This window comes from Streptomyces sp. SAS_281 (genome assembly GCF_052542855.1).
Genome location: NZ_JBMNDO010000213.1, coordinates 1 through 5292, shown reverse-complemented (window position 1 = coordinate 5292; position 5292 = coordinate 1). Strand labels below are relative to the sequence as shown.

4 protein-coding genes are annotated in these 5292 nt (G+C 71.4%); 1 reads left to right on the top strand and 3 read right to left on the bottom strand.

Translation table 11 applies throughout. The features are described 5' to 3' along the window. Nucleotides 1-38 precede the first annotated feature (38 nt). From ACN6LM_RS37400 to ACN6LM_RS37390, 3 genes are all read right to left on the bottom strand, one after another. The gene (locus ACN6LM_RS37400) at nt 39-827 is read right to left on the bottom strand and encodes an IclR family transcriptional regulator (protein ID WP_445069883.1); all 789 of its coding nucleotides are present in this window, start codon (nt 825-827) and stop codon (nt 39-41) included. A gap of 201 nt (nt 828-1028) precedes the next feature. After that, nucleotides 1029-2051: an acetylxylan esterase gene (locus tag ACN6LM_RS37395; protein ID WP_445069882.1), complete on the bottom strand. Its 1023-nt coding sequence runs from the start codon at nt 2049-2051 to the stop codon at nt 1029-1031. A 936-nt stretch (nt 2052-2987) separates the two neighbouring features. Then, entirely contained in the window at nt 2988-3674 is a 687-nt protein-coding gene (locus ACN6LM_RS37390) for a type 1 glutamine amidotransferase domain-containing protein (RefSeq protein ID WP_445069881.1), read from the bottom strand. A 721-nt stretch (nt 3675-4395) separates the two neighbouring features. Between ACN6LM_RS37390 and ACN6LM_RS37385 the strand changes: the two genes are divergently transcribed. Then, nucleotides 4396-5124, top strand: coding sequence for a peptidylprolyl isomerase (locus ACN6LM_RS37385; RefSeq protein ID WP_445069880.1), 729 nt, complete (start codon nt 4396-4398; stop codon nt 5122-5124). The last annotated feature ends 168 nt before the right edge of the window (nt 5125-5292 follow it).

Sequence of the window (5292 nt, the reverse complement as noted above, 5' to 3'; positions counted from 1 at the left end):
CCCCCCCCCCCCCCCCCCCCCCCCCCCTCCCCACTACGTCAGAGCGCGCCGAGTGCCTGGCTGATGGCGTCGGCGGCCTCGATGACCTCGCGTACGAGGGCGGGGCGCTGCCCCTCGGTGCCGGAGCCGTCCCCGAGCACCGAGGTCGGGCCCCAGAGCGAGATGGCGGCGACGATCTCGCCCGAAGCGTCGCGGACCGGCGCGGCGAGGGACGCGCGTCCCAGGGCGCGCTCCTCGGCCTCGACGGCGTAACCGGTGCGCCGGACGGTCTCGATCTCGGCGTCGAGGAGGTCGTGACTCGTGGTCGTGTACTCGGTGTGCGCGTCGAGCGGGTCCCCCAGCAGCTTGCGGCGCTCCTTGGGGGCGAGACCGCTGAGGAGGCACTTGCCGATGCTCGTGGCGTGCAGCGGGGCAGTGTGTCCGGCCTGCGTATAGGACTTGGGGGCGCGCGTGCCCTCGAAATTGCACAGGAACATCAGCTCGCCTCCGCGGCGTACGGCCACGTTGGCCCCCAGCCCGGTGCGGGTGGCGAGGCCCTGGAGCACCATGCGCGCGGCCCGGTGCACGGGGTGGCGGTTGGTGGCGGTGGCGGCGAGCGGGAGAAGGCCCAGGCTGAGGCGGTACAGGTTGCTGACCGGATCACGTTCGACCATGTCGAGGCGTTCCAGGGTGGACAGCAGGCGGGAGGTGGTCGAGGAGCCCAGTCCTGTGAGCTCGGCGACGTCGGAGACACGGAGTTCGGGCCGGCCGGAGTCGAGTGCGCGCAGCACCGAGACCGCTCGTTCGACGCTCTGGTTCGTCCCTGCATCAGTCGCCCGGGTAGCCATGCCCCTCCTTGTTCTGCAAATGCCTTGCACATTCTGCATCAGCATATCGCGCGTGACCGGCGCCTGTCCGTGAAATCAGCGACCGTGGCGGTTCCGCGACGCCCTGCGGGGCGGACACCAGTGTCATCGCGGAACCACCAGGTCACGGAGCGGGAGTCCGCGAGCGCCCCGGCCCGGCGGATCGGCTCGTACGGCAGGCGGTCAGGCGGCGGGGCCGGGCACCACGGGGCCCGCCTCCGACAGGAACTGTCGCTGGGCCTCCTCCAGGGCCGCCGTCTCGGCCGGCTCGCCCGGGTGGTCGAAGTGCCCCGCCCGCAGAACCAGGAGTTCGCGCGGCCCGGCCAGTGCGTTGTGCACCGCGAACTGCCCGGGTGGGGGCACATGGGGATCGAACAGGGCTGCGCTCACGTGAACGGGGATCTCGAGGTGCCGGGCCGCCGTCGCGGCGTCGAAGTACGCGAGGACATCCAGCACCGACGGATCCTCGGCGAACCGCGTACGTACCGACTCACCGCTGCCCGTGCACGGAAGCGTCGCCCGGAGCGGATGGTTGCCGAAGGTGGGCACCGTCAGGCCGGCGGCCTGGAAACGGTCGTCCCAGGGCAGCGCCAGCGCTCCGATGCCGCCGCCGAAACTCGTGCCCAGGTACGTCATCCGTCCGGCGGTCTCCGGCACCAGCAGCCGCAGTGCGGTGGCCGCGCACCAGACGTCCGCCACGCATCCGCCGATGAGGTACGACTCCCGGGCGCCGATGCCATGCAGTACGTGCCCCGCCGAATGCGAGGGAACGCCGGGCAACAGGCTCCGCGTTCCGAGCCCGCGCAGGCAGGGCCAGATGGTCGCGGTCCCGGGCGGGGACTGCCAGGAGTCCGGGGCCGCCCGGCCTCCGTATCCGTGCGTCGAAACGCAGCCCTGGGTGACCCGGCCGTCGGCGGGGACGGTCAGCCACCCACCGATACGGACGCCATCGGTGGACGTGTACGAGACGTCGGCGACCCGAACGCCGTCCACCACCGCCCAGGGCCCCTCGATCCGGGGCGCGGTGTCGACGCGCAGCGCACTCGTGTAGCGCTCCCGCCAGAAGTCGGCGAAATCGTCCGGCCCCGGCGGTGCCTTCACCTCGAGGAGGCGCGGCAGGTCGTAGCCGTGGGTGGGATCGAAGGGAAAATCGTGGGGCAGCGAGCCGAGTTCGTCGGTGTCCGTCGTGAGTGGATGGGTGGACACGTTCTCTCCTTGTTCGGTGTGCGAAGTGACACGTACGTCTGCCAGGACGGGTTCTCGGCGCGACGTACCCTGCTCTGTCGACACCGAGCACCTGTCACGGGCCGACCCCGTCGGCTCGACGGTCACGTTCCGGGCGAGGTGGTCACGGGCGGCTGTTTCCATGAGAACGGCGGTGGTCGGTCCGGGGCGGCGGTACGGAGGAGGCCGGGACGACGACGGCCCGCACTTCGACCTCCCGGCAGGCGGACCGGCGCGGCCGTCGGCCCGCCGCACGCGTCGCGGCTCCGTCGCGGTCATCAGCCCGAGGATTCCGCCATGCCCGTCGGCGGACTCCCCCCTCGCGATCATCGTCGCCCGCGCGACCATACGGTGATCGGCCTGCGCCGTGCAACAGGCTGCGGCTCGGTGCTCACGGCGAGACGCAAGCAGGCCGCACCCCGCGTGGTCAGGAGCACGCGCGGATGCCGGCCGGAGCCGGCCAGGCGCTTGCGCAGCCGGCCCAGGCGGGCCGGCAGCCCGGCATCGACGAGAGGCACTCCGTCGCCGTGATGCCGGCGTCGTCGCCGGCATCACGCCTTCCCGTGGGACCGCCCGGTCGGTCGGTGGGCGACGGTGGGTACCGAGGGGCGGTCAGGGGCACGACCTCGGCATGGTCTTGTCCGAGCAGCCGCTCGACCAGCTCCGGCGGGATGCGGCCGGACCGTGTCCGGGCCCGAAGGTCAAGATCAGTGGCGTCCACGATCAAGCACCATGGCGAAGTCGCGCCGGCCCCCGGCGAGGGCGTCGATCTGCCGGTCGCGCCGCCCGGGGGAACGCGTGCGGCGGCTTCGACATGGGTGCTCCGGGCCATCGGGGACCAGGGAGCGGGCGCATCCGGAAAGACTGGCCGGCGAACTCGCGGCCCACGCCATCGGGATCCCCGCGGCGGTCGGTTGCTCAGGGGCGAGCCGAGACGAGCTTCACGAGAGCGTCGGCTGCGGGGCCGGAGGAGGCGGGGTTCTGGCCGGTGATGAGGAGGCCGTCCTGGACGACGTAAGGCTGCCAGTCCGCCTGCTTGGTGTAGTGGCCGCCTTGCTTTGTGAGTTCGTCCTCGACGAGGAAGGGGACGACTTCGGTGAGCTGGACGCCTTCCTCCTCGGTGTTGGTGAAACCGGTGACCTTCCTGCCCTGCACGAGGGGCGTGCCGTCTTCGTTGCGGGTGTGGCGCAGTACACCGGGGGCGTGGCAGACCAGGGCGAGTGGCTTGCCGGCGCGCAGGGTGGTCTCGATCAGGCGGGCGGAGTCGGCGTCCTCGGCGAGGTCCCACAGGGGGCCGTGGCCGCCGGGGTAGAAGAGGGTGTCGTAGTCGTCGATGTTGACGGAGTCGAGGCGGATGGTGTTCGCCAGTGCTGTCATGGCTTCGGCGTCCGCTTCGAATCGGCGGGTCTGGTCGGTCTGGGCGTCGGGCTCGTTGCTCTTGGGGTCCAGCGGCGGCCGGCCGCCCTTCGGGGATGCGAGGGTGATCTCCCACCCCGCCTCCTTGAAGCGGTAGTAAGGGGCGGCGAGTTCCTCCAGCCAGAACCCGGTGGCACGGCCGGTGTCGCCGAGCCGGTCGTGCGAGGTGAGGACGACGAGGACCTTCATGCTGATGTTCTCCTCAAGAGAATGGGAGTCTGAGTGGACGAGCCGCCGTGTTCGCGTCGTCGTGAACGACTCGGTCACGGCACGGTGCCGGGCCGCGGTGGGCCGCCCGTGCCATGCACTGGGAGATGCCGAGGGCGGATCTGCTTGCCCTGACACTGTGCAGCGGACAACTCGTGCATGCCACGCTGTACCCGTCTTCGCCGCGCTCGACACCTCGCGCTACGCGACTGGTCTACTCGGGTGGCAACCGGGCCCACACGGTCACGGCAGCGAGCTGAGGAAGCCGCGGCCCCATCGCCGCCGCACAGGCGGAGCACTGCCCGACAGGAGTAGGTCCGCACCAGGTGCCGAAGGCGGGCTCACTCCGCTGAGCTGGACGGGCACAGCACAGAGGCGGCTGCCGGCCGGGTCGCCCGGCAGCCGGGGACGACGTTCTGCGGCTGCGGCCCCTTCCGGCCCTGCCCACGACGACGGCGTGGGGTGCTTGTGCTCTGCTCGGGTGACCTGAGGCCGCTCGTCGGCCGGAGCCCGTCGCCCGGCCCGGCCCGGCCCGGCCCGTGACAGCATCCTTGACGAGGTCGGTCATCACGTGCTGCTGTTCCCCGCACTCCTCCGATCCCGAAGGAGGCGAATATGGCTTGCGGACGGGTACTCGCCCGACGGGCCGCGCCTTAGACTGCGACCGCTCCGAAATCTGACGATCTTTTGGAGGATGTGCAGGATGAACCGATGCCTCATGACCGCGTTGGCGGCACTAACGCTGGTCGTGTCCGGGGGTGGCGTCACCGCCTCCGCCTCCGACACCCCGCCGCGCACCACGCACGGTCCTTGCCAGTACTCCCAGACTCCGGACGAGCCGGCGGCACGGCCGGTTCCGCTGCCGCCCGACCCACGGCACACCCCCGGTCACGGAACGATCGACGTGGCTGTACCGACGAGCCAGGGGCCGCTTCCCCTCCGTCTGGACCGGGCGAAGGCGCCATGCACGGTCCAGAGCTTCGTGCACCTGGCGCGGCACCGGTTCTACGACCGTACGGTGTGTCATCGGCTGACGGCGTATCCGACGCTGAAGGTCCTGCAGTGCGGCGACCCGACCGGCACCGGCGAGGGCGGACCGGGGTACGCGTACAAGGACGAACTGCCGGTGGACCTGCCGCCGGCACCGAGTGATCCGACCGGCGCCCGTCGCCTTTACGGGCGCGGCCTGCTGGCGATGGCCAATGCCGGCCCCGACACGAACGGTTCGCAGTTCTTCGTGGTCTACGGTGACTCCGTGCTGCGTCCGGACTACACGGTGTTCGGCACGGTCGGTGACGCCGGCCTGAAGACACTCGACAAGATCGCCGCCGGCGGAATCGAGCCGACCGCGCAGGACCCGGCGCCTGTCGACGGCACGCCCGTGCTGAGGACCGAACTGCGCAACGTCCGGCCTTCCCACCGGCCCTCTTGAACCGTGCTCCGTGTCACCGCGGGTCCGGCCACGGGCCTACGGTGACACGGAGCGGCCGCTGCCGATGCGGATGCTCCCAAGAAGACCGGTTCCCCAGGCAGGGGTCGAAATGTCCACGCTCGCGGGCCCACGTCCGGTCGGCCGACCGGACGTGGGGCCGCGAGCGTG

What these genes read in the sequence shown, in the direction of transcription:
- ACN6LM_RS37400 (WP_445069883.1), bottom strand. Translation starts at nt 827, where the DNA reads ATGGCTACCCGGGCGACTGATGCAGGGACGAACCAGAGCGTCGAACGA.
- ACN6LM_RS37390 (WP_445069881.1), bottom strand. Translation starts at nt 3,674, where the DNA reads ATGAAGGTCCTCGTCGTCCTCACCTCGCACGACCGGCTCGGCGACACC.
- ACN6LM_RS37385 (WP_445069880.1), top strand. Translation starts at nt 4,396, where the DNA reads ATGAACCGATGCCTCATGACCGCGTTGGCGGCACTAACGCTGGTCGTG.